The sequence below is a fragment of the Methylocystis sp. H4A genome, from assembly GCF_015709545.1.
GTDB classification, from domain to species: domain Bacteria; phylum Pseudomonadota; class Alphaproteobacteria; order Rhizobiales; family Beijerinckiaceae; genus Methylocystis; species Methylocystis silviterrae.
Map to the genome: position 1 here is coordinate 182,132 of NZ_JADNQY010000024.1, position 21,965 is coordinate 204,096.

Consider the following 21,965-nt stretch of genomic DNA (forward strand, 5'->3'; position numbering starts at 1 on the left):
CGGAATTCATCGCTTGGCCTGTTTCACGTGAAACATATCATTTGCCAATACAGAAACGCGAGAAAACCGCGTCGAGAATTTCCTCGACGTCAACCGCGCCGACAATCCGGCCGAGCGCACGGCTGGCGCGGCGCAACGCCTCGGCCTGAATCTCGAGCGCTTCGCCGCCAACCAGTATAGAGTCAATGCTTTCAATGGCTTGCTCCAGAGCGTGACGATGCCGTTCTCGCACGATCAGCGACGTCGCGCCGTCGCCTAGGCGCGCCCGGGCGCGCGTTTCAATCGCCGCCACCAGCGTCTGGAGCCCCTCGCCGCTCAAGGCGCAGACGCCTATCGCGCCTTCAAGCGCCGGCGTCAGATCAGTTTTGGTCGCGACGCGGATCGTCTCGACGTCGTGTTCCGGCGGCGCTTCCGCAGAATCCGAGAGCCACAGCGCCAGATCGGCGGTTTCGACCCGGGCGAGAGTCCGATCGACTCCGATCCGCTCGATCGCGTCGGCCGCCTCGCGCAGACCCGCCGTGTCGATCAATGTCACCGGCAAACCGCCAATATCCAGATGGGCTTCGATCATATCCCTCGTCGTGCCGGGAATCGGCGAGACGATCGCCAGATCGCGCCGCGTCAGCGCGTTGATCAGCGTCGACTTGCCGACATTCGGCCGCCCCAGGATCATGACAAGGAAGCCGTCGCGCATGCGCTCCGAGGCTGGCGCGAGCTGCAGCGCCGCGCGCATGTCCTCGGCAAGCGGCGAAAGCAGCGCGCTGAGCCGCGCCGGCGAAAACGCGCCGACGTCCGCCTCGTCGCTGAAATCGAGCTCGGCCTCAACAAGCGCGAGCGACTCCACCAGCGCCGCCCGCCAGGCCTCGACCTTCCGGCGCAACGCGCCGCCCGCCACCCGCAAAGCCTGCCGCCGCTGCGCCTCGGTTTGCGCGTCGATGAGATCGGCGAGCGCTTCCGCTTGAGAGAGATCGAGCTTGCCATTGGCGAAGCCGCGGCGCGCGAATTCGCCGGGTTCGGCAGGCCGCAAGCCGGGGAGCCGATGCAAAGCGGCGAGCGCGCCCTCGACGACCGCGCGGCCGCCATGAAGCTGCAGCTCGCCGTAATCTTCGCCCGTTGACGACGCGGGACCGGGAAAGAACAGCGCGAGCCCCCGATCAAGCATTTCCCCGGTCTGGGGATCACGCAGAATCGCAAAACTCGCCTGCCGCGGCTTGGGGAGCTTGCCGACGAGCGCCGCGAGCGCGCCGCCGGCCCCCGGCCCCGAAATCCGGATGACGGCGATCGCGGCGCGACCGGCGCCCGTTCCGAGCGCGAAGATCGTGTCGGTCACCGTCATCGGCCGGCGGCCTCTCGGCAGTCCGGCGCAGCTATGTAAATTCCCGATCGCCTGCTCCCGTTCAAGGGGTCGAGACCGAAAATGCTGCAGCGCACAAACGGCGGGCTCCGGTCGATGAACGCACAGGACACGCCGGCGTCGCGCTTCCGATCACGCGCAACGCCGACCGTCATCCACACATTGGCGAAATCCTTGAACATGCGCGCCGCTTATTTCCTTCGCCGCTGGCATTCGCAAGGCCGCTCCGGCACAAAGACATATGCGAACGCGAGCAATATGTCGCCGGCTCAACGGCGCGGACGCGGACCTCTTTCAAGCGTTGCGACTTGAGGGCTTTACATTGGAGCCCCGAGCCTTTCGCTTCGCGCCCGAAGATGAAGTCCATGTCCCGTCGGAGTCGGTCGCCGCCCGCCTTCAGCGCGACTTTGTCATCGGCGCATTCAACGAAGAAGACTCGCAATTGATTGGCGTTGGCGGACTCGCATGGAGCGACGGCGTGAAGACGCGCCACAAGGCGCTGCTCTACGGCATGTATGTGAAGGCCGCTGAGCGCGGATCTGGCGTCGCCGACGCGATCATGAAAAGACTGATCGACGAGGCGCGCGGCAGCGTCGAGATCGTCACGCTTACCGTCGTCTCGACGAATTTTCGCGCGCTGCGTTTCTACGAACGATGGGGATTTCGCGCCTATGGCGTTGAAGAGCGCTCAGCGAAAAACGACGACGGCGATTATCTCGACGAAACGCTGATGGCGCTGCGTTTCGTTGATGAGAATAGGCGACAAGACGAGAGCCGATGATTCGGCTCGAACGCTTATCGCCGTTACGTATTCATCGAATCGAAGAAGCCCAGATTGTTCTTCGTCTCGCGCAGCTTTCCGAGCAGGAATTCGATCGCGTCGACCGTGCCCATCGGATTGAGGATACGACGCAGCACGTACATCTTCTTGAGGATGTCGGGCGCGACGAGCAGCTCTTCCTTGCGGGTGCCGGAGCGGGTGATGTCCAGCGCCGGGAAAATCCGCTTGTCGGAAACCTTGCGGTCGAGAATGATCTCGCTGTTGCCGGTGCCCTTGAACTCTTCGAAGATGACTTCGTCCATGCGCGAACCCGTGTCGATCAAGGCTGTCGCGATGATCGTCAGCGACCCGCCTTCCTCGATATTGCGCGCCGCGCCGAAGAAGCGCTTGGGACGCTGCAGCGCGTTGGCGTCGACGCCGCCGGTCAGCACCTTGCCGGACGACGGCACGACGGTGTTGTAGGCGCGCCCGAGCCGCGTAATCGAATCGAGCAGGATCACCACGTCGCGGCCGTGTTCGACGAGACGCTTCGCCTTCTCGATCACCATTTCCGCGACCTGCACGTGACGCACCGCCGGCTCGTCGAAGGTCGAAGAGACGACCTCGCCCTTCACCGAACGCTGCATGTCGGTGACTTCCTCAGGCCGCTCGTCGATGAGCAGCACGATGAGATAGCACTCGGGATGATTGGTCGTGATCGACTGCGCGATATTCTGCAGGAGTACGGTCTTGCCGGTGCGCGGCGGCGCCACGACCAGCGCGCGCTGCCCTTTGCCGATCGGCGCGACGAGATCGATGATGCGCGACGAGAGATCCTTGCGGGTCGGATCTTCGATCTCGAGCTTGAGGCGCTCGTCCGGATAGAGCGGCGTGAGATTGTCGAAGGGCACCTTGTGGCGCACCTTCTCGGGATCTTCGAAATTGATGCTGTTGACTTTTAACAGCGCGAAATAGCGTTCGCCCTCTTTGGGGCTCCGGATCATGCCCTCGACCGTGTCGCCGGTGCGCAGGCCGAATTTTCGGATCTGCGAGGGCGAGACGTAAATGTCGTCGGGACCGGCGAGATAATTCGCGTCGGGCGACCGCAGGAAGCCAAAGCCGTCCTGCAGCACTTCGACGACGCCGACGCCGACGATTTCGACGTCGCGACTGGCGAATTGCTTCAGAATCGCGAAGAGGAGCTCCTGCTTACGCAGGAGCGAGGCGTTCTCGACTTCGTGCTCTTCGGCAAAAGCGAGGAGTTCGGCGGCGGACTTGGCTTTCAAGTCCGAAAGTTTAATTTCCCGCATTCAGGAGGAACCTTGGGTATTAGCTGGCGCGCAGGTGGAAACGAGCCGGAGAGAAGCGGTGGGGCGGGGGAGGCGGCCTTACCGGAGCGCCGGCAAAAATCCGGCGATGCCGCTATAAGCAGACACGGGCCTCAGAGGGATAGAGGTCACTTAGACAATTTCCAGACATGAATCAAGAGTTCCGTTAAAGCGGCCCTAACGCGCCAAACAGGGCCCCGCCCCCGGCGAACCCCGGCGAAACTTTACGATCCGCGCGGTGCGCATCTCTGCTGTCTGCACAGGCAAGATGAACGGCGTCGCTAAGCCGATCGCGCCCGACCGGGAGAAGATCGCCCCCGAGAGTCAGAACGGCTTGACGATCACCAGAATAACGACGCCAATCATCAGCACGGTCGGCAGTTCATTGAAGATGCGATAGTAGCGCGGCGAATGAACATTGGCGTTTGCCGCGAAACGGCGCATCAGCGCGCCGTCATGAATATGCGCGGCGGTCAGCAGCACGACGAGCGTCGCTTTCGCATGAAACCATCCTGACGAGAGAGCGCCGCCCTCAATGGCCAGATAGATGCCGCTCATCCAGGCGACGAGCATCGCCGGCGTCATGATGTAGCGATAGAGACGCCGCTCCATGATCTTGAACGTCTCAGAAAGCGTCCCCTCGCCCGCGCTGGCGTGGTAGACGAAAAGACGCGGCAGATAGAGAAGCCCCGCCATCCACGAGATGATGGCGATCACATGCAGCGCCTTGATCCAGACGTACATCGTCAGGCTCCCCGTCGCACGCGCGCGACAAGCCGCTCGACGTTTTCGATCGGCGTCTGTTGCAAGATGCCGTGACCCAGATTGAAGATATGCGGACGGCCTTCGAAGGCGGCGAGAATTGAATCGATTTCGCGGTCGAGCGCTTCTCCGCCGGCGACAAGCACGAGAGGATCGAGATTGCCTTGCAGCGGCACGTTCGATTCGGTTTGCGCGACGGCCCATGCGGGATCGAGCGCCGTATCGATGCCGTAAGCATCCGCGCCGATCGTCTGCGTGAGCTTGGGCAGATGCGCGTCAGCGCCGCGTATGAAGGCGATCACCGGCGTTTGCGAATGGCGCGCCTTGACGCCTTCAACGATCCGCCGCACCGGCTCCGCCGACCAGCGCTGAAATTCATTTGCCGGCAAGACGCCCGCCCAGCTGTCGAAGATCTGCACGACCTCGACGCCGGCCTCGATCTGGCGCGCAAGATAGTCGATCGACGCCTCAACGACGCGATCGATCAGCTGCGCGAAAGCGTCGGGATAACGATAGGCGAACAGACGCGCCGGCGCCTGATCGGGCGTGCCCTGCCCGGCGATCATATAGCTCACCACCGTGAACGGCGCCCCGCAAAAGCCGATGAACGCGACGTCCGAAGGCAGCGCCGTTTTCACAAGATCGATCGTCTCGAACACCGGCGAAAGATGCTCGATCTTAAACTGACCGAGCCGCTGCGCCTGCTCCGGCGTTTCAATCGGCTCCAACCGCGGACCCGAGCCGCTCTCGAAGGAAACCCGTTGGCCCATGGCGTCGGGCACCACAAGAATGTCGGAGAACAGAATCGCGGCGTCGAAGTGGAAGCGACGGATCGGCTGCAGCGTCACGTCGGCCGCCTTCTGCGGCGAATAGCAAAAATCGAGGAAGCTCTTCGTCGTCGCCCGAACGTCGCGATATTCGGGAAGATAGCGGCCCGCCTGCCGCATCAGCCACAGCGGCGGAACGCTTCGCGCTTCTCTGCGCAGAACCGAAAGAAGCGCCTTCTCGTCCGCCATCGCGTTCGCTCCGTCTGTCGTCCTCGACAAGCGGGGTAGCGCGAAACGCCATTAAAACAAAATTCATTTTAATAAGAATTGATTCTTCAGTTGTATCGCGTAGCGGACAAAAGTTAATTTTCATTAACCAGTCGCCCACAGGCGAGCTGCGAAGACCCGGTCGTGGGGGCCGTAGCGGGAAAAATTCAGACAGCGAATGGAATCATGGATGTATCGGTCGTTCTCGGCGCAAGCGATTGTGGATGGCCTGTGAATCCCTTCTGTACCGGCGTCGGCGGGAATCCGTTCGACAGGGCTTCTCCTGTTGAGCGTTTGGGGACTCTATGCCCGCTAACCGAAGCGGAGCATTTTTTGACCGCGCTTTATCCCCGCTCTTCGGCTTACGCGGGAGGGCTGTGGACATGACCGGCAAGTCAACATCGACCTTCTGGCGCGAATCGGCGCCGCTGATTCTCGCCTCCAAGAGCGCCGGCCGGCGGCAGGCGCTGCTGCATTCGGGCGTCCCTTTCGAGATAATTCCCGCGGATGTCGACGAACGGGCGATCGAATCGCGGCTTGACGGCGCCGACGCCGACGCGATCGCTTCAGCGCTGGCGCGCGCCAAGGCGCTCGCCATTTCCGCTGAAGGCCGGCTCGTGCTCGGCGCCGATCAGGTCGCAAGCTGCGAAGGCAGGATATTCGGAAAGCCAGCGGATATGCGGGAAGCCGAAGCGCTTCTGCGGTTCCTCTCCGGCCGCCGGCACCGCCTGCATTCGGCGATCGCTCTCGCGCGCGACGGCGCCGTGGTCTTTGCGACGGTCGGCATTGCCGACCTCACTATGCGCGCGCTGAGCGAAGACTTCATCGCCGCTTATCTGGCGGCGATCGGAGAGAATGCGCTGACGTCGGCCGGCGCCTATCAGATCGAAGGCCTGGGCGCGCAACTTTTCTCGAAGGTCGAAGGCGATTACTGGACCATCATGGGGCTTCCGCTGCTGGAGCTCCTCGAGGCGCTTCGGCGCCAGGGGGCGCTCCTCTCATGAGACAGCCAAAGATGCTGCGCGTGGGGCTGACCGGGTCGATCGGCATGGGCAAGTCGACGACGGCCGACATGTTTCGCGCCGAAGGCGTTGCGGTTCTCGATTCCGATCAGCTCGTGCATGATCTCTATAAAGGACCGGCGGCGGCCGAGATTGAGCGTGCGTTTCCCGGCGTCGTCGTCAATGGCGTCGTCGACCGTCGTCGGCTCGCCGCCCGCGTGCTTGACGATCCCGCGGCGCTCAAGCGCCTGGAAGCGATCGTGCATCCGATGGTGTGGGCGGCGCGCGACGCTCTGATCGAAGAACGTCGACATCAGGGCGACCACATCGTCGTCTTCGACATCCCGCTGTTGTTCGAAACAGGCGCCGAAAAGGATTTCGACGTCATTGTCGTCGTCACCGCGCCGGAAGATGTGCAAAAAGCGCGCGTTCTTGCCCGGGAAGGCATGACGGTTGAGAAATTCGCGTCCATTCTGTCGAAGCAGACGCCTGATTCAGAAAAGCGCGCCCGCGCCGATTTCGTGGTCCATACCGACCGGGGTCTGGACGCAGCGCGCCAAGAGGTGCGAAACATCGTGAAAGCGCTTGAAGCGCGGCTCGGGTGAAAAATGCGGGAGATCGTTCTCGACACTGAAACGACGGGGCTCGATCCCTCGAGCGGCCATCGCGTGGTCGAGATCGGCGCGGTCGAGATTTCCAATCTCATCCCGACAGGCAGGCATTTCCACTGCTACGTCGATCCACAGCGCGACATGCCGGACGAGGCCTTCCGGGTGCATGGCCTCTCGCGCGAATTTCTGGCGCAGCACAAGATCTTCAAGGAAATCGCCGCCGAATTTCTCGACTTTATCGAGGATGCGCCGCTGGTCATTCACAACGCCGAATTCGATACGCGCTTTCTCAACGCCGAATTCGCGCTCATGAATTTGCCGCCGCTCGGCGGCGCGCGCATCATCGACACGCTCGCCATGGCGCGCCGCCGCCACCCTGGCGGCCCCAATTCTCTCGACGCTTTGTGTCAGCGCTACGCGATCGATCACTCGCGGCGCGAGAAGCATGGCGCCCTGCTCGACGCCAATCTTCTCGCCGAGGTCTACGCCGAGCTTTGCGGCGGGCGGCAGTCGGCGCTGTCGCTTCAGACGGTTCACGCGGTGCGCATCGCCGCGTCGAACGATCTGCTGCTCAGCCGCCCCGAGCCGCTGGCGCCGCGGTTAAGCGCGGCCGAGGAGACGGCCCACCTTGCCTTCGTCGCGACGATCAAAGCGCCGATTTGGGATCGCTATCTCGCAAGCGACGAAGACGCGGCGCCGAGCGTCGCTGGCTAGAGCGCTTCCCGATCACATGGAATCATGTGATCGACAAGGAATCGCTCAAAAGAAAAATGTTGGAGCAGGTTTTCTCATCGAAAAAGTCTGCCAACTTTTTCGGAACCTGCTCTAATTGCCCTGAGTAGCGCTTTGGACGCCCGCTTCGGCGGCCTTTTGCTGATAGAGCGCGACGAAGTCGATCGGATCGATATAGAGCGGCGGATAGCCGCCCTTGCTCGTGGCGTCGGCCACAAGTTGGCGCACGAAGGGAAACAGCATGCGCGGGCATTCGATCATCACGATCGGATGCACCTGCTCTTCGGGAATGTTCATCAGTCGGAACACGCCGCCATATTCAAGGTCGAGCTTGAAGAGGAGTCCGTCTCCCTCGCCGGCCTTGCAGTCGAGCATCAGACTGACTTCGAAGTCGGTCGGCGCCAACTGCTTGGCGTTGACGTTGACCTGAATCGAGATGTTTGGCGCCTTCTCCTGCGCGCCGAGCGAGCGCGGCGCATTGGGATTCTCGAAGGAGAAATCCTTCAGATATTGAGCGAGCGAATTGAGGGCCGGAGCGCCGCCCGGCGCTCCTTGCGCGCCGTTGCCATTGGTGTCGGTCATGTAGGATCTCCAGCAAAGCCGTTGTCATGAGAATTCGCGCCCGCCTAACACGTCTGTCAGAAGCGAACAAGGCGCGCCCCCGGTTCTACTTCGCGGCGCTTCGGCGCGCTCTGCGCGCTTCGCGTCGCCATTCGCGCGGGTCGAGGTCGATGATTCGCGGGTCTGCGTCGCTGGACCGCGCCCGCAGCCGCCGCGCCAGGCTCTGCCGCACGGACGGGGACTTCAGCGCCAGCCCGACAAAATCCGAGGCGAAGCCCGGGAGAATGAGCAGGATCGAGGCGAGCGCCTGCAACGCCCCGTCAAGCATGGCCCCGTCGAGCATGGCGGAGCTTTCGCCTTTCGCCTTGGCGGCCAATCCGGCGCGGACAAAATCGAGGAGGCGCCGCACGTCGGAGAGGCCAAGCAGCGAAGCGCCGATGGCGAGCGCAATCGCCGCGAGAAGCCCGACAGCGCGGACGACGAGCGCGAAACACAGAATCTCGAGCACGATCCATGTTGCGAGGACGGCGCCGACAAGCTTAGATTTCACCGAATCATCCGATCTTTGTGGTCCTTCGTCGCCCGCGGCGATACGCCCGCCCCTTGATTCGTGACATGTACGAAGCGACATGATAGCCGACGACAAATTTATTCGGGAGTTGCCAATGCCGGCCTCCGGCGATCTCTTCGATCCCAGCCTTATCGTTTTCGCAGCGCTCGCGGTTTTCGTCATCTGGAAACTGCGCTCGGTGCTCGGAATGCGGGTGGATCGCGATACGCCGCCCCCGGCGCGCTTCGCGCCGCGCGGTCCGGCCCCGGCGGCAGTCGCCGCGGCGCCTGGCGTCGCGCCGATCGCTGAAGCGCCGTCGCGCCCAACTGGCGCCGATCGCTGGGAGGGCGTGGCCGAGAAAGGCGTCGCCTCCGCCTGGAGCGGCCTCGACGCCGTGGCGGCGTCGGACCCCAATTTCGACGGCAAATCCTTCGTCAGCGGCGCGCGCCGCGCCTATGAACTCATCGTCACGGCCTTCGCCAAGGGCGACCGGGAAACCTTGAAGCCGCTGCTGGCGCAGGACGTCTTCGACGGGTTTTCGGCGGAGATCACCCGGCGTGAGCAGCAGGGCGAAAGCATGGAGACTGCCGTGGTCGCGATCGACTCGGCGACGGTCGACGCCGCCCGCGCCATCGGCGGCCGCAACGAGGTGACGGTGCGTTTCGTCGTTCGGCTGATGAGCGTGCGGCGTGACCAGGCCGGCGAAACCATCGACGGCGGGCAGACCCGCAAGGTCGTCGAGCGCTGGACCTTCGCGCGCGATGCAAAGGCGAATGATCCCAATTGGAAACTCGTCGCGACGCAAACCGAAGACTGAGCATGTCGCGGAATGCGCCGCCGTTTTCCGCCTCCGATCTGCTGCAAAAGATAGAATTTGAAGAGATCGACGGCTTTGCGGCCGACGATCTCGCCGCCGCATTCGACGCCTTCCGACGCTCCGCCGAGATCATCGGCGCCAAGGCGCAAGAGCAACGTAGCGCCGTCGCGCCGCCCTCCTCGCTCCTCGCCGCCGCGCGCGCGGCGCTCGGCGCCATCGATCATCCTGGCCGCTTCTTTCAGGACTGGTTTCGCCCTCACGCCATCAAGGCGCAAGGATTCGTGACCGCCTATTACGAGGTGGAGGTCGACGCCAGATTGGCGCCCGAGCCGGGCTTCACGACTCCGGTCCTGTCGCGTCCGCGCGATCTCGTCACTTTGAACGAATCGCCGCTCTCGCTGCCCTCCGGCGAGACGCTGACCAGCGCGCGACGGCAGGCCGATGGCGCGCTCGTGCCCTATCCCGATCGCCGCGCGATCGAAGAAGAAGGCGCGGCGCCGAGCGCGCATCCTCTCGCCTATGTTCGCGACCCAGTCGAACTGTTCCTCATCCAGGTGCAGGGTTCGGCGCGGTTGCGGCTGCCCGGCGGCGGCGTCATGGCGCTGACCTATGCGGGGCGCAACGGCTGGCCCTATACGTCCGTGGGCCGGCTGATGATTGAGCGTGGGCTCGTCAAGAAAGCCGAGATGTCGCTCGATCTGATGAAGGAGATGTTGCGGCGGCTCGGAGTTGCTCCCGGCGAAGCGGGTCGCCGGCTGATGCAGGAGAATCGCTCCTATGTGTTCTTCGAGATCGATGCGTCCGAGCGGCGCCGGATCGGCCCGATCGGCGGGCAGGGCGCGCCGCTGACGCCGTTCCGGTCGATCGCCGTCGACCGCTCGATCTGGTGCTACGGCCTGCCGTTCTGGATTGCGGCGCGAATTCCATGGCAAGGAGAGGCGGAAACGCCATTTCGTCGACTGATGATCGCGCAGGACACCGGATCTGCCATAATTGGTCCTGCGCGCGCCGATCTTTTTTTCGGCGCGGGCGAAGCGGCGGGCCGGCGCGCCGGCGACATCCGGCACGCCGCCGAAATGATCGTGTTGCTGCCGAAGGATGTTGGGGACGATCCGTGAGCGAGGAGAATTCCCGCCGATATGCGCGCCGGCTGTCGCAGGCCGAAGCCGAGCTTTGGATGGTTGCGACGGCTGACGTTCGACCTGCTCGGGCGCGTCCAAAAAAGCACGTGTCGCCCACGCCGGCGGCCGAAGGCCCCGCGCCCTTGCCGCCTTCGGGGCCTTCGGTGGCCTGCGATCGCCCAATGGCGCCGAAGCCTCCGCCGCGGCCGATCGACATCGACCCGCGCACCTTCGTGAAGATCAAGCGCGGCCGGATTGAAGTCGACGCCAAGCTCGATCTTCACGGCCTCCGGCAGGCGGAGGCGCAGCGCTCGCTAACGGCCTTCCTGCGCAGATGTCAGGCGAATGGCGCGCGAATCGCGATCATCGTGACGGGCAAGGGTCTGACGCGGGATGAAGGCGGCGTGCTGCGGCGCGTCGTGCCGATGTGGCTCGAAGCGCCGAATCTGCGCGACGTTGTCGTCGGATTTGGCGAAGCCGCCCGCCATCACGGCGGCGAAGGCGCGCTCTATGTGCGCATCCGCCGCGCCGATCGTGGGCGCTAAACCTACTGCCCGGCCGCGCCCGAGACCTCGGCCGCAGGCAGCGCCACGGGTTCGGCGGGACGGGTCAAAAAGGCGGCCGGAATGTTGGGCTTGCCTTCTTCGGTCAGATGTTGCGCGGAGTCCGGCGGCGGCTTCCATTCGAAGGCGTCGAGCCGGCCGGTGACCGGCGACATCGGCAGCCAATTCTTGGAGACGACGCCATCGGCGATCCAGACAGGATCGCGCGGCGCGCGCGATCCGCGGGCGAGCCATTCGCGCACCGGACCTGACGGTCCCTGCTCTCCATCTTCGATCTCCGCCATCATCAGACAGGTGTGCGCGGTCGGATGACGGCCGGCGGCGATCAGCGGCGCGAGCGCGTCGCGGGCCTTGGCGAAATCGCGCGCCGACAGTGCGACCTCCGCGACGATATGCCGGCTCTCCGGCGCGTTGGGGGCGGCGCGGGCGAGCCTCTCCACCCGCGCGAGCTTCGTCGTATTCGATTCTCCCGACAGCGCCTCGAGATAGGTGGCGGCGAGGTCAGGATGCGGCTTCGTCGCCCAGACCGTTTCGATCAGCTTCAGCGACTGCTTCTGGTCGCCATGGCGGGCAAGCACTCGCGCCGCGGCGACGGCGGCTGGCGCGAAGCCCGGCCGGCGCTTCAACGCCTGGCGTGCGAGATGGAGCGCGTCATGGGGATGGTCGCGCTCCTTCTCCATCGCCATGGCGGTTTCCATCACGGCGCGAAGGTTCTGCGCCGTCGGCGCGTCGATCGCCTTGGCGGTAAAACTGGCCTCGATCGCTTCGCGCGCCTTCTGCCAGTCGCCTTGCGCGGCGAGATGTTCGAGCATCGCGGCGCCCGCCCAGGGCACTGGCGCGATGTCATGCGCCTCCTTGGCGAAATGATGCGCCGCGTCGGCGTCCTCGCGTCGGCGCGCCTCGATGTGCAGCCCGCGCAAGCCGAGCAGCTTTGTCTCCGGCTTCAACGTCATTTTGTGGAAGGTCTCTTCCGCAACCCGCCGATCGCCGGCGAGCTGCGCCGCCTGGGCTTTCAAAACCTGTGTGAGCGGCTCGCTCGGCAGCAGCCGTTCGGCGACATGCGCGGCCTTGCGGGCGCGGGCGGCGTCGCCGGAGCCGACGGCGATGAATCCCTGCGAAAGCGCGTCGAATCCCTTGTCCCGGCGCTTCGTCCGCGACCCGCCGCTCCAGCGGCCAGGCAGCCGCAGCAGCGCCATGGCGATCGCCCAGAGGACGACCGTCGCGGCGATGACCAGCAGCAGACCCGCCACCGCCACCGGTATCGACGCTTCGAACTGATAGCCGGCGAAATCCAGCGTCAGCGACCCGGGCTGTTCGATCAGCCATTCGAGGCCATAGGCGACCGCGGCAAGCGCGATAATGAAGAACAAGAGAAACAGCATGGCGATGGATCCCGCTTACTCTTTCGTTGCGCCGAGCGCGGCGATCGCGCCATGCAGCAGATCGTCGGCCGCCCGTCCTGCGTCGACGCGGGCGCGCAAGGTCGCGCCGAAGTCTTTGGCTTCGTTCTGGGCCGCTTCGGGGAGCGCCGCGAAAACGGCGCTCGCCTGAGCGAGATCGCCATGGGCGAGCGCCGCTTCGATGTGAGCGACTTTTTCTTCCACCGTCTGAGCCTCGGTCGTCGGCGCTTGACCGGAGGGACGAACGCGCACGAGTTTGCTGGCGCCCTTCATCAGATGCTCTGTAAGATCGCCGGAGGCGCCGCTCTCAAGCGCGTGGATGCGCTTGGCGGCCGGCGCGAAGTCCGCCTTCAGTTGCGCCGCGGTCGGCGCGCCCTTTTCCGCGAATGGCGAGAGGGCCGCCAACGCGGCAGGATCGGTGCCGAGCCGCGTCAGCACCTTCGTCTCGACAGCATAGGGCCGGCCCGACTCCAACTCGCGTTGAAGCGCATAGGCGACGACGACGATCGCCGCCGGTCCGTCCGGAGTTTTGGCCGCCGTGGCCTCTGGCGCCGCGCGCGTCTCGCCCTTCGCAGACTCGAGGCGCTCACGCAGCGCCTTAGTCTCATTCCCGAGTTCGTCAATGCGGCCTTCAAGCGCCGTCACCTGCTCGTTGGCGGTTAGCGCCCCGGGTTCACCCTGTTCGGCGGTAGCGACGGGAGCCGGGCTCGCCTTCCCCGCCGCTTCGGCGGTGGTCTTCGCGGCGTTGGCGGCGGCCTCGGCGACGCGCAAGGCGCGTTGCGCGAGCTCTTCGGCCGAATCGACGCGGCTCTGCAACGCTGCGACCGCTGCTTTTTGCGATTCGATCGCCGTCTTCTGCGATTCCATAGCGGCGTTAGGCGCTGGCGTGGGCGGCGCCAGCGGCGTCGGTTCGACCGCCGGTTCGGCGGATTTCACGGGCGCCGTGGAGGGCGGGGGTGTGGTGGAGGGCCGGGGCGCTTCCGCGACGGTCGTGGCAGGCTCGCTTGGCGGGGTTTCGAGCGGGAGCGTCGTCGTCTGCGTCGGTTCGGTCTCGCCGATGAGCGAACGGACCCGGTCCTTCAACTCGCCTAAGGCGCCGCTCGCCTGATCCACATAAGGCTGGGCATAGTCCGCGACGATCTTCAGCCGCTCGTCCCGGTCCTTGAACGCGATCGACGCATAAAGAGCTGCGCCCGCGAGGAGCACGAGCAGCAGCAATGTCGCCGCCAGGGGGCCAAAGAAGGAGCGCCGCTTGCGTCTGACCGGCGGCGGAGGCGGCGGGTCAGACGGCGATACTGCAAAATCGATGGGCGCTTCCGAAGGTTCGACGCGCTTCGGTTCTTCGTCGTTCGGCAAGACCATTGGCTCATCCTTGCTGTCCCGCATCCTTATAGTTGATGCGTTCGGCGCCCGCAAAACAGGCGGCCCTCAGCCTGACGCCTCGACAAGCTGCAACGTGCGGCGCGCAATGTCGAGATGCAGACGTTCGACCATCTTCCCGTCGATCTGCACCACGCCCTTGTCCGCGTTGTCCGGCTCGTCGAACACGGCGATGATGCGGCGGGCGAAATCGACCTCCTCGGCGCTCGGCGCGAAAATTTCATTCACCGGACCGATCTGGCCTGGATGAATGAGCATTTTCCCGTCGAAGCCGAAGTCGCGCCCCTGCTCCGCCTCGCGGCGAAGGCCGTCGAGATCATTGAAGTCGTTGTAAATCCCGTCGATGATCTCGATGTTGTGGACCCGCGCCGCAAGCACGCCGGCCGAAAGCCAGGACAACAGCGCCGGCCGTCCGGGCGTGAGCCGCGCGCGCGTCGATTTGGCGATGTCATTGGGGCCAAGCACCAGGACCTCGAGACGCGAAGCCCGATCGTCCGCGGCGCTGGCGATTTTTTCGATGTCCAGGACGGACCGGGGCGTCTCGATCATCGCCCAGAGGCGCGTCTTATACGGGGCGCCTGCGGCGACGAGATCGGCGGCCGCCTTCAAAATCTCGTCGCGTGAACTGACCTTGGGAATGACGATGCCGTCTGGGCCGAGCGGCGCGATGGCGGCGATGTCGGGCTTATACCACTCGGAGCCGCGGGCGTTGACGCGCACGACGAGTTGCCGCGCGCCATAGCCGCCGCCGGCCACCGCCGCCGCGACCTGCGCGCGCGCCGTCGCCTTGGCGGATTCCGCGACCCCGTCTTCAAGTTCGAACATCAGGACGTCGGCGGCGAGCGTCTTGCCCTTCTCCAGCGCTCGGGCGTTCGAGCCCGGCATCGCCAGCACGCTGCGCTTTAGTCGGGAAATCATTCAAAACTCCAGCATCGAAACGAACCGGCCTGCTCTTGACCCCGCCGCGTGATCTACACAATAACCCCGGGGTCCGCCATCCGCTTGGCCAAGGCGAACTTAGCCAAGGTGGACCTGGCCGAGGCGGACCTGGCCGAGGCGCGCGAAGGGAACGATAAATGGCGGATCACGAGCAGTCGTTCGGCGCGGCCGGTCTGCCGGAAACGCTCATTGAGGGCTATGAGTCCTTCATTCGCGGGCGTTTCCTGGCTGATCACGACCGATTCGAAGAGTTGGCGGTCAGGGGCCAGACGCCCAAAACGATGATCATCAGCTGCTGCGATTCGCGCGTCGCGCCCGAGACCATCTTCAGCGCCGGCCCCGGCGAACTTTTCGTCTTGCGCAACGTCGCGGCGCTGGTGCCGCCTTACGAGCCCGACGATCATTATCACGGCGCTTCCGCGGCGCTGGAATACGCCGTCATGGCCCTAAAGGTTTCAGACCTCGTGGTGCTCGGCCATGGGCAATGCGGCGGAGTGCGCGCCTATGCGGAAATCGCCGCGGATCCCGACGCGCCGCGGCTGAGCCACAGCGACTTTATCGGCGACTGGATCAAAATGCTTGGCCCCGCGGCTGATCGCCTGGGCGTTCGGCCTAATCCCAAGGACGCCGACTATGTGGAGCGCCTGGAGTTCGAGTCGGTGAGGCAGACGCTGCGCAACTTGCGCTCCTTTCCCATGATCCAGGTGCTCGAACATCACCGGCATCTGCGGCTGCACGGCGCCTTGTTTCGAATCATGGACGGGCGATTGTTGCTGCTCGACGAATCGACCGGGACTTTTAATCCCGTCTGCGACGGAGCCTACGCCGCCGCGTTCGCCGAGGCGCGCTTTTGACGGCGGGCGCCTCGGCAGACCGCGGCCGCATTCCGTTCATCGCCGGCCTGCGCGACATCGCCAACGGATATGACGCGATTCTGTGCGACGGCTGGGGCGTGCTGATTGACGGCCGGCGCCACTTCCCGGAAGCCGCTGAGGCCTTGCGGCGCTTCCGCGCGCAAGGCGGGATTGTCGTGCTGATCACCAACGCCTCGCGCCCGGACGAAGAAGTGCGCCGCCAGCTCCTCGGCCTTGGCGTGCCGCAGGACTGTTTCGACGATCTCCTCTCGGCGGGGGAGCTTGCGCTGCGCGAGATCGTCGCGCGCGCCGGACAGGCGGTCTACCACCTGGGCCCCGCACGCGACGACGGTCTGTTCCGGGCGGCCGCGCGGCGTCTCGGCGCGCCGATCATGCGCGTCGGGCCGCAAGCCGCCGATTACATCGTCTGCACCGGCCTCTTTGACGAGCGCAACGAAACGCCCTCGGACTATGACGAACAGCTCGCGGCGTTGAAGGCGCGCGACCTGACGATGCTGTGCGCCAATCCCGATATTGTCGTCGCCATCGGCAATGATCTCGTCTACTGCGCCGGCGCCATCGCCGAACGCTATGCGGCGATCGGCGGCCGCGTTCTGACCTTCGGCAAGCCCCACGCCCCGATCTACGCCGCCGCCCTGGAGCGGCTCAAGAATTTGCGCGGCGGCGAAGTCGACAAGGCGCGCACGCTGGCGATCGGCGACGGCGCCTTCACCGACCTTTCCGGCGCGGGCCGCGCCGGGCTCGACTGCCTCTTCATCATCCATGGCGTGCATCGCGCCGAGCTGCATCCCGGCGGCGGCGCGCTTGACGAAGCGGCGCTCGAATCGCTCTTCGCGCGCGCCGGGGCTCGTCCCAAGGCTTTGGCTCGCGAGCTTTTCTGGTAAAAGGGGGCTGCACAGGCCTCATCTGCGGTCACGATCCGCAACACAACTTTCCGGTGGCTCCATGTCGACGCCGTTCAAAATCTACTATTTCGAGGATCTGAGCGTCGGCATGCGCGAGACGCTGATGAAGGCGGTGATGGACGACGACGTCATCGCCTTCGCCGATCTTTCCGGCGACCGCAATCCGATTCATCTTTCGGATCACTTCGCCTCGAAGACGCGCTTTGGCGAGCGCATCGTGCATGGCCTTTATACGGCCTCGCTCATTTCGACGGTCATCGGCATGTATCTGCCTGGCCCCGGCGCGGTCTATCTGTCGCAGACGCTGAATTTTCGCGCGCCGGTGAAGATCGGCGACGTCATCACCGTCATTGTCGAAGTGGTGGAGCTGATCGAAAAAGGCCGGCGCGCCAAACTCAAATGCGAATGTCTCGTCGACGGCAAGGTCGTGCTCGACGGCGAGGCCTTCGTCATGGTGCCGAGCCGCGAGCAGGCGATCCGCGCCGCAACGCCAGCGCCAGCAGAGGTGAAGCCGGCCTCAGCTTAGATCTTCCGGCCCGGGCCGTGTCCGCCTCCTTCATCTTTGCGCGCGACCCTCAAGCGCCGCCGCCTGGACTGGAAGGCGCGGTCGCGGCGGTGGGCAATTTCGACGGGTTGCACAGAGGCCACCGCGGCGTCATCGCTCGGGCCCAGGCGCTCGCCGCGAAACTCTCGCGTCCCTGCATTCTGCTGACCTTCGAGCCCCATCCGGCGGATTTTTTCGCGGGGCGGACGGTGATCTTTCGTCTCACGCCGCCCGACGCAAAGGCGGCGCAGGCGGCGCGGCTCGGCCTCGACGGGATCGTCGTGCTCACCTTCGACAAGGACTTCGCGCAGAGCCCGGCGCGCGTCTTCACGCAAGAGATCCTGCACAAGCGCCTGCAGCTTTCGGCGGTCGTCGCGGGCTATGATTTTCGCTTTGGCGCCGGCCGCGAAGGCGGACCGGAGTTCCTGCGCGCCGAAGGCGAACGGCTTGGGATGATCGTGGAGATCGTCGACCGCATCACCCAGGACGAAGAGGGCAGCTTAGAGGCCGTCTCCTCGACAGCGACGCGGGAAGCGCTGGAACGCGGCGACGCGGCGCTGGCCCGCCGGCTTCTCGGCCACCCTTATTTCATTCGCGGCGTCGTGCGCCACGGCGACAAACGCGGGCGCGCGCTCGGCTTTCCGACCGCCAATATCGCGCTCGATCCCGCCAATCGGCTCAAGCACGGGATCTACGCGGTGACGATCGAGGTCGATGGGAAGGTTCATCAGGGCGTCGCCAGCTTCGGACGCCGGCCGACCTTTGACAATGGCGCGCCGCTGCTTGAAGTCTTCCTCTTCGATTTCGATGGCGACCTCTACGGCAAGCAGGTGGAAGTGGCCTTCTACGGCTTCATACGGGCCGAAGCGAAATTCGACAGCGTCGAGGCGCTCGTCGAAAGAATGCGCGTCGACGTCGAAGAGGCGCGAAGACGATTGGCCGAAAGCGGCGCTTTGAGCCGGGCGAATGATCTGTTGCCATAAGTTGCGCGCGATCTAGCTTGGAGACATCGTCCTCGACAGGAGGGAGCCGTTATGAACGAAGAGCCCAAGGGACGGGTCGAAATCATCTTGCCGGGCGAGGAGACGGACGCCTCGCGGATCTGGGTCGCGACGGGCGCCGGTCGCGTCAAGGTCGTCAAGCTCTCGCCATGGCAGAGCCTGATGGTCACCGCGGCGCTGCTGTTGTTGCTCTTCATCGGGTTCACGCTGTTGTCCGGCGCATTTCTGGTGTTGCTGGTCATCGCCGTTGTGGCGGGAGGCTTCGCTTATCTCGCCGGACTGCTCGGGCTGAGGCGACCCCGCTAGGGGCGCCGGCCGTCTTTTCCCGTTCGGTCTGCGCTGCTATTAAGGACCAGATGCCTTTCCTGAGCGCCCTTCGAATTACCGGACCCTGCGCTTGGAGCTAAGGCTCGCGCAGGGTCCGGGTGCGGCGCGATTGGCGCTCTTCCTAGAAATCCTCTAATCAGCGCGCAATAGCGGCGCTTATGGCGCCTGCGTCCGCCCCAGCCGGTTTTCACGACGATGAACGACGACAGCCCGAAAGGGCCCGACTATTCGAAAAGCCTCTATCTGCCGGTCACGGATTTTCCGATGCGCGCCGGCCTGCCGCAGCGCGAGCCGGAAATCCTCAAGCGCTGGCAGACCATCGGCCTGGAGCAAAAAATGCGCGAATCGGGCGAAGGTCGTCCGAAATTCACGCTCCATGACGGCCCGCCCTACGCCAACGGCAATATTCATATTGGCCATGCGCTCAATAAGATCCTCAAGGATCTGGTGACGCGCAGCCAGCGCATGACCGGCAAGGACTGCGTCTATGTGCCGGGCTGGGACTGCCATGGCCTGCCGATCGAATGGAAGATCGAGGAGGAGAATTATCGGGCCAAGGGCAAGCAGAAGCCGGACTTCACTGATCCAGACGCGATGATCGCCTTCCGGCGCGAATGCCGCGCCTATGCGGAACATTGGCTCGGCGTTCAGCGCGAGGAGTTCAAGCGCTTAGGGGTCGCCGGCGATTGGGGCCATCCCTATTCGACGATGGCTTTTCCGGCGGAAGCGACGATCGCGCGCGAGATCATGAAATTCGCCGCGAACGGCCTGCTCTATCGCGGCTCGAAGCCGGTGATGTGGAGCGTCGTCGAAAAGACCGCGCTCGCCGAAGCCGAAGTCGAATATGAGGATTATACGAGCGATCAGGTCTGGGTGGCGTTTCCGATCCCGCGGGGCGCCGAGGGCGAACTGAGCGACGCGCGCATCATCATCTGGACGACGACGCCCTGGACGCTTCCCGGCAATCGCGCGATCTCCTTCTCCTCGAAGATCGACTACGGCCTCTATCACGTCACCCATGCGCCCGCAGGCAACTGGGCGCTTCCGGGCGCAACCTTCGTCATCGCCGACAAGCTTGCGAGCGAGGCGTTCAAGGCGGCGAAGGTCGATGGCTACGAGCGTTTGCACGACGTGCCCGCCGCGATGCTCGCCGAACTGATTTGCGCGCATCCGCTGGCGCATCTTGGCTATGATTTCGACGTGCCGCTGTTTGATGGCGAGCATGTCACCGACGACACGGGCACCGGCTTCGTGCACACCGCGCCGGGCCACGGCCGCGAGGACTTCGACATCTGGATGGCGAACGCGCGCGCGTTGCAGGCGCGCGCCATCGATTCGCGCATTCCCTATACGGTCGACGAGGACGGCTTCTACACGAAGGACGCGCCGGGCTTTGAAGGCAAGCGCGTCATCACCGACAAGGGCGAGAAGGGCGACGCCAACGAAGCTGTGATCGCCGCGCTGGTTCAGGCCGGCAATCTCGTCGCGCGCGGAAAATTGAAGCACCAATATCCGCATTCATGGCGCTCGAAGAAGCCGGTGATCTTCCGCAACACGCCGCAATGGTTCATCGCGATGGATAAATCCATCGCCTCTGGGTCCATCGCGATGGACCGGCCATTCTCTCAATCGAACCCTCATCCTGAGGAGGCGCGCAGCGCCGTCTCGAAGGACGAGGGTTCGGCGGCCGCATCCTTCGAGACGCGCGCTTCGCATGCTCCTCAGGATGAGGTTCGTGGAAATCGATCGACGCTCCGCGAGATTGCGCTCGAAGAGATCGCCCGCACGACATGGACTCCGGCGGCGGGAGAGAACCGTATCCGGGGGATGATTCAGAATCGTCCCGATTGGGTCGTCTCGCGCCAGCGCGCCTGGGGCGTGCCAATCGCCGTCTTCGTCAAGAAGGGGACGCATGAGCCGCTTGTCGACGCGCGCGTCAACGCCCGCATTATCGAGGCTTTTGAAAAGGAAGGCGCCGACGCCTGGTATGAAGCGAAGGCCGCCGAGCGTTTTCTTTCGCCCGATTACAAGGCGGAGGATTACGAGAAGATCTCCGACGTTCTCGACGTCTGGTTCGATTCAGGCTCGACCCACGCCTTCACGCTCGAAGACCCGCAGCATTTTCCGATGCTCGCCGGCATCCGCCGCAAGCGCGACGGCGGCGAAGACGAGATCATGTATCTTGAAGGCTCCGATCAGCATCGCGGCTGGTTTCATTCCTCGCTCCTCGAAAGCTGCGGCACGCGCGGCCGCGCGCCCTACGACGCCGTGCTGACGCATGGCTTCGTGCTGGACGAGCGGGGGCGCAAAATGTCGAAGTCGCTCGGCAATGTCGTCGCGCCGCAAAAAATCATCGCCGATTCCGGCGCCGACATCATGCGGCTCTGGGTCGCGGCGTCGGATTATGCCGACGATCTGCGCGTCGGACCCGAAATCCTCAAAACCTTCGTCGAGCTTTATCGCAAGCTGCGCAACACAACCCGCTGGATGATCGGCGCGCTGGCGCATTATCAGCCAAATGACGATGCGGCGATGCGCGAGGCGGGAGAACTCGAACGTCTCATGCTGCATCGTCTGCATCAGCTCGACGAGTCGATCCGCGCGTCCTATGCGGCATACGACTACAAGCGCGTCGTCGCGCTGCTCACCCATTTCATGACGAGCGAGCTGTCGGCTTTTTACTTCGACGTGCGCAAGGACGCGCTCTATTGCGATCCGCCCTCGAGCGTCAAACGCAAGGCGGCGCTCGCGACCATCGATCGCATCTTCCGCAGCGTCACGACATGGCTCGCGCCGATTCTCGTCTTCACCGCCGAGGAGGCGTGGCTTTCGCGTTTTCCGAACGCGCAGTCCGTGCATCTCGAGCATTTTCCGACCATTCCCGACGCATGGCGCGACGACGCGCTTGCAGCCAAATGGGAGAAAATTCGCAAGATCCGCTCGGTCGTCACCGGGGCGCTCGAAATCGAGCGCGCGCAAAAGCGCATCGGCTCTTCGTTAGAGGCGGCGCCGATCGTCTACATCGCGGACGAGTCGTTGCGCGCGGCGTTGGAGGGCGTCGATCTCGCCGAAATCTGCATCGCCTCGGATATTCGCGTCTTGCCGGGAGAAGCGCCGATGGACGCCTTCCGCCTGCCGGAAGCGCCGGGGGTCGGCGTGGTTTCGCAACGCGCCGCCGGCGTCAAATGCGCCCGCTCGTGGAAATATTTCGATCCCGCGACGGCGGACTTGGATTATCCCGACGTGACGCCGCGCGACGCACAGGCGTTGCGCGAGCTTGTCGCGCTCGGCCGCTGGAGCGCTTTGTGATCCTGGCAAGAGAGACATTGCGCCGACCCGTCGCCCCCTCCCTGTCCCTCCCCCGCTCTCGCAAATCGGGTGTTCCAGATTTGCGCATCGA

The 21,965-nt window shown here is 64.4% G+C and carries 23 protein-coding genes; 13 read left to right on the forward strand and 10 right to left on the reverse strand.

Annotated features, from left to right (window positions below; all coding sequences use genetic code 11):
• Positions 1-37 precede the first annotated feature (37 nt).
• Both mnmE and IYW40_RS11250 read right to left on the reverse strand, forming a co-directional pair.
• Positions 38-1,336, reverse strand: coding sequence for a tRNA uridine-5-carboxymethylaminomethyl(34) synthesis GTPase MnmE (gene mnmE, locus IYW40_RS11245; RefSeq protein ID WP_196400195.1), 1,299 nt, complete (start codon positions 1,334-1,336; stop codon positions 38-40).
• Positions 1,333-1,536 carry a hypothetical protein gene (locus IYW40_RS11250; RefSeq protein WP_175093803.1) on the reverse strand — a complete coding sequence of 68 codons (204 nt, stop codon included), beginning with the start codon at positions 1,534-1,536 and terminating at the stop codon, positions 1,333-1,335. The genes mnmE and IYW40_RS11250 overlap by 4 nt, the downstream gene beginning before the upstream one ends.
• 140 nt (positions 1,537-1,676) lie before the next feature.
• On the opposite strand from IYW40_RS11250, the gene IYW40_RS11255 reads away from it, so the two are divergent.
• A complete protein-coding gene (locus IYW40_RS11255) occupies positions 1,677-2,135 on the forward strand; it encodes a GNAT family N-acetyltransferase (RefSeq protein WP_246720719.1) in 459 nt (152 codons plus the stop codon).
• 23 nt (positions 2,136-2,158) lie between these two features.
• On the opposite strand, the gene rho is transcribed toward IYW40_RS11255, so the two are convergent.
• The 3 genes from rho to hemE form a co-directional block, all read right to left on the reverse strand.
• Positions 2,159-3,424 carry a transcription termination factor Rho gene (rho, locus tag IYW40_RS11260; protein ID WP_018406432.1) on the reverse strand — a complete coding sequence of 422 codons (1,266 nt, stop codon included), beginning with the start codon at positions 3,422-3,424 and terminating at the stop codon, positions 2,159-2,161.
• Between the two features lie 342 nt (positions 3,425-3,766).
• The gene (gene hemJ, locus IYW40_RS11265; protein ID WP_196400193.1) at positions 3,767-4,186 is read right to left on the reverse strand and encodes a protoporphyrinogen oxidase HemJ; all 420 of its coding nucleotides are present in this window, start codon (positions 4,184-4,186) and stop codon (positions 3,767-3,769) included.
• 2 nt (positions 4,187-4,188) lie between these two features.
• Positions 4,189-5,220, reverse strand: coding sequence for a uroporphyrinogen decarboxylase (gene hemE / locus IYW40_RS11270; RefSeq protein WP_196400192.1), 1,032 nt, complete (start codon positions 5,218-5,220; stop codon positions 4,189-4,191).
• A 395-nt stretch (positions 5,221-5,615) separates the two neighbouring features.
• Here hemE and IYW40_RS11275 point away from each other — a divergent pair, with 395 nt between their 5' ends.
• The 3 genes from IYW40_RS11275 to dnaQ are packed head-to-tail and all read left to right on the forward strand — an operon-like array spanning position 5,616 to position 7,564.
• Positions 5,616-6,242, forward strand: a complete 627-nt coding sequence (locus IYW40_RS11275; protein WP_348644256.1) for a Maf family protein — start codon at positions 5,616-5,618, stop codon at positions 6,240-6,242.
• Positions 6,243-6,253: 11 nt separating this feature from the next.
• Entirely contained in the window at positions 6,254-6,844 is a 591-nt protein-coding gene (coaE, locus tag IYW40_RS11280; RefSeq protein WP_196400331.1) for a dephospho-CoA kinase, read from the forward strand.
• Positions 6,845-6,847: 3 nt separating this feature from the next.
• Positions 6,848-7,564, forward strand: coding sequence for a DNA polymerase III subunit epsilon (gene dnaQ / locus IYW40_RS11285; RefSeq protein ID WP_196400190.1), 717 nt, complete (start codon positions 6,848-6,850; stop codon positions 7,562-7,564).
• Positions 7,565-7,675: 111 nt separating this feature from the next.
• On the opposite strand, the gene secB is transcribed toward dnaQ, so the two are convergent.
• Both secB and IYW40_RS11295 read right to left on the reverse strand, forming a co-directional pair.
• A complete protein-coding gene (secB, locus tag IYW40_RS11290) occupies positions 7,676-8,164 on the reverse strand; it encodes a protein-export chaperone SecB (RefSeq protein ID WP_196400189.1) in 489 nt (162 codons plus the stop codon).
• An 85-nt stretch (positions 8,165-8,249) separates the two neighbouring features.
• On the reverse strand, positions 8,250-8,693 hold the full coding sequence (locus IYW40_RS11295) for an FxsA family protein (protein WP_196400188.1): 444 nt from the start codon (positions 8,691-8,693) through the stop codon (positions 8,250-8,252).
• Between the two features lie 115 nt (positions 8,694-8,808).
• Here IYW40_RS11295 and IYW40_RS11300 point away from each other — a divergent pair, with 115 nt between their 5' ends.
• The 3 genes from IYW40_RS11300 (at position 8,809) to IYW40_RS11310 (ending at position 11,176) form a co-directional block, all read left to right on the forward strand.
• Positions 8,809-9,510 carry a Tim44/TimA family putative adaptor protein gene (locus tag IYW40_RS11300; protein WP_196400187.1) on the forward strand — a complete coding sequence of 234 codons (702 nt, stop codon included), beginning with the start codon at positions 8,809-8,811 and terminating at the stop codon, positions 9,508-9,510.
• A gap of 2 nt (positions 9,511-9,512) precedes the next feature.
• Positions 9,513-10,628 carry an MltA domain-containing protein gene (locus IYW40_RS11305; protein ID WP_196400186.1) on the forward strand — a complete coding sequence of 372 codons (1,116 nt, stop codon included), beginning with the start codon at positions 9,513-9,515 and terminating at the stop codon, positions 10,626-10,628.
• 185 nt (positions 10,629-10,813) lie between these two features.
• The gene (locus IYW40_RS11310) at positions 10,814-11,176 is read left to right on the forward strand and encodes a Smr/MutS family protein (RefSeq protein ID WP_246720718.1); all 363 of its coding nucleotides are present in this window, start codon (positions 10,814-10,816) and stop codon (positions 11,174-11,176) included.
• Positions 11,177-11,178: 2 nt separating this feature from the next.
• Here IYW40_RS11310 and IYW40_RS11315 read toward each other — a convergent pair whose 3' ends face one another.
• The 3 genes from IYW40_RS11315 to IYW40_RS11325 all read right to left on the reverse strand — a co-directional run bounded on the left by IYW40_RS11315 (position 11,179) and on the right by IYW40_RS11325 (position 14,892).
• Positions 11,179-12,576: a heme biosynthesis HemY N-terminal domain-containing protein gene (locus tag IYW40_RS11315; protein WP_196400184.1), complete on the reverse strand. Its 1,398-nt coding sequence runs from the start codon at positions 12,574-12,576 to the stop codon at positions 11,179-11,181.
• Positions 12,577-12,591: 15 nt separating this feature from the next.
• Entirely contained in the window at positions 12,592-13,956 is a 1,365-nt protein-coding gene (locus IYW40_RS11320) for a hypothetical protein (RefSeq protein ID WP_196400183.1), read from the reverse strand.
• 66 nt (positions 13,957-14,022) lie between these two features.
• Positions 14,023-14,892, reverse strand: coding sequence for a CoA ester lyase (locus IYW40_RS11325; RefSeq protein WP_123174468.1), 870 nt, complete (start codon positions 14,890-14,892; stop codon positions 14,023-14,025).
• Positions 14,893-15,050: 158 nt separating this feature from the next.
• Between IYW40_RS11325 and IYW40_RS11330 the strand changes: the two genes are divergently transcribed.
• From IYW40_RS11330 to ileS, 6 genes are all read left to right on the forward strand, one after another.
• Positions 15,051-15,767 (forward strand): carbonic anhydrase, encoded by a 717-nt coding sequence (locus IYW40_RS11330; protein WP_196400182.1) that lies wholly within the window; start codon positions 15,051-15,053, stop codon positions 15,765-15,767.
• Positions 15,764-16,672, forward strand: coding sequence for a TIGR01459 family HAD-type hydrolase (locus IYW40_RS11335; RefSeq protein ID WP_196400181.1), 909 nt, complete (start codon positions 15,764-15,766; stop codon positions 16,670-16,672). The genes IYW40_RS11330 and IYW40_RS11335 overlap by 4 nt, the downstream gene beginning before the upstream one ends.
• Before the next feature lie 61 nt (positions 16,673-16,733).
• Positions 16,734-17,219, forward strand: coding sequence for a MaoC family dehydratase (locus IYW40_RS11340; RefSeq protein ID WP_123174465.1), 486 nt, complete (start codon positions 16,734-16,736; stop codon positions 17,217-17,219).
• Between the two features lie 17 nt (positions 17,220-17,236).
• Entirely contained in the window at positions 17,237-18,220 is a 984-nt protein-coding gene (locus tag IYW40_RS11345) for a bifunctional riboflavin kinase/FAD synthetase (protein ID WP_196400180.1), read from the forward strand.
• A 51-nt stretch (positions 18,221-18,271) separates the two neighbouring features.
• Positions 18,272-18,544 carry a hypothetical protein gene (locus IYW40_RS11350; protein WP_175093820.1) on the forward strand — a complete coding sequence of 91 codons (273 nt, stop codon included), beginning with the start codon at positions 18,272-18,274 and terminating at the stop codon, positions 18,542-18,544.
• Positions 18,545-18,760: 216 nt separating this feature from the next.
• Complete coding sequence (ileS, locus tag IYW40_RS11355; RefSeq protein WP_196400179.1) at positions 18,761-21,874, forward strand: isoleucine--tRNA ligase; 3,114 nt, start codon at positions 18,761-18,763, stop codon at positions 21,872-21,874.
• The last annotated feature ends 91 nt before the right edge of the window (positions 21,875-21,965 follow it).

Coding starts and splice junctions, on each gene's coding strand:
- IYW40_RS11315 (WP_196400184.1), bottom strand. CDS start 12,576: ATGCTGTTTCTCTTGTTCTTCATTATCGCGCTTGCCGCGGTCGCCTAT.
- mnmE (WP_196400195.1), bottom strand. CDS start 1,336: ATGACGGTGACCGACACGATCTTCGCGCTCGGAACGGGCGCCGGTCGC.
- IYW40_RS11310 (WP_246720718.1), top strand. CDS start 10,814: ATGGCGCCGAAGCCTCCGCCGCGGCCGATCGACATCGACCCGCGCACC.
- coaE (WP_196400331.1), top strand. CDS start 6,254: ATGCTGCGCGTGGGGCTGACCGGGTCGATCGGCATGGGCAAGTCGACG.
- hemJ (WP_196400193.1), bottom strand. CDS start 4,186: ATGTACGTCTGGATCAAGGCGCTGCATGTGATCGCCATCATCTCGTGG.
- dnaQ (WP_196400190.1), top strand. CDS start 6,848: ATGCGGGAGATCGTTCTCGACACTGAAACGACGGGGCTCGATCCCTCG.
- IYW40_RS11350 (WP_175093820.1), top strand. CDS start 18,272: ATGAACGAAGAGCCCAAGGGACGGGTCGAAATCATCTTGCCGGGCGAG.
- IYW40_RS11340 (WP_123174465.1), top strand. CDS start 16,734: ATGTCGACGCCGTTCAAAATCTACTATTTCGAGGATCTGAGCGTCGGC.
- rho (WP_018406432.1), bottom strand. CDS start 3,424: ATGCGGGAAATTAAACTTTCGGACTTGAAAGCCAAGTCCGCCGCCGAA.
- IYW40_RS11330 (WP_196400182.1), top strand. CDS start 15,051: ATGGCGGATCACGAGCAGTCGTTCGGCGCGGCCGGTCTGCCGGAAACG.
- hemE (WP_196400192.1), bottom strand. CDS start 5,220: ATGGCGGACGAGAAGGCGCTTCTTTCGGTTCTGCGCAGAGAAGCGCGA.
- IYW40_RS11325 (WP_123174468.1), bottom strand. CDS start 14,892: ATGATTTCCCGACTAAAGCGCAGCGTGCTGGCGATGCCGGGCTCGAAC.
- IYW40_RS11305 (WP_196400186.1), top strand. CDS start 9,513: ATGTCGCGGAATGCGCCGCCGTTTTCCGCCTCCGATCTGCTGCAAAAG.
- IYW40_RS11300 (WP_196400187.1), top strand. CDS start 8,809: ATGCCGGCCTCCGGCGATCTCTTCGATCCCAGCCTTATCGTTTTCGCA.
- IYW40_RS11320 (WP_196400183.1), bottom strand. CDS start 13,956: ATGGTCTTGCCGAACGACGAAGAACCGAAGCGCGTCGAACCTTCGGAA.
- secB (WP_196400189.1), bottom strand. CDS start 8,164: ATGACCGACACCAATGGCAACGGCGCGCAAGGAGCGCCGGGCGGCGCT.
- ileS (WP_196400179.1), top strand. CDS start 18,761: ATGAACGACGACAGCCCGAAAGGGCCCGACTATTCGAAAAGCCTCTAT.
- IYW40_RS11250 (WP_175093803.1), bottom strand. CDS start 1,536: ATGTTCAAGGATTTCGCCAATGTGTGGATGACGGTCGGCGTTGCGCGT.